General features: G+C 51.3%; 2 rRNA genes. Both read left to right on the top strand.

Annotated elements, in window-relative coordinates:
- Positions 1–131 (top strand): 23S ribosomal RNA (locus tag QP922_RS12860); the annotation flags it as partial.
- 119 nt (positions 132–250) lie between these two features.
- Positions 251–312 (top strand): 5S ribosomal RNA (gene rrf / locus QP922_RS12865); the annotation flags it as partial.

Here is a 312-nt window from a genome sequence, read left to right on the forward strand (position 1 = left end):
AAGCGGGAAGCCTGTTTTAAGATGAGGTTTCATTTGAGGTCCCCTACAGACGATGGGGTTGATAGGCCAGACCTGGAAGCACCGCAAGGTGTGAAGGCTACTGGTACTAATAGACCAAAACAAACACACCAAACCCAACCAGGGTATTGGAGAACAAACAAACACCAAGACAAAAAATCACTGTCGCTCGCGTCCACTACACAGTATCTGACACAACACCACGACCAGGCACAAGATGCCTCGTGTGTTTGTCGGTGGCCTATAGCAGCAGGGAAACGCCCGGACCCATTCCGAACCCGGAAGCTAAGCCTG

The sequence above is a fragment of the Corynebacterium sp. MSK218 genome, from assembly GCF_030232655.1.
Classification (GTDB): Bacteria; Actinomycetota; Actinomycetes; order Mycobacteriales; family Mycobacteriaceae; genus Corynebacterium.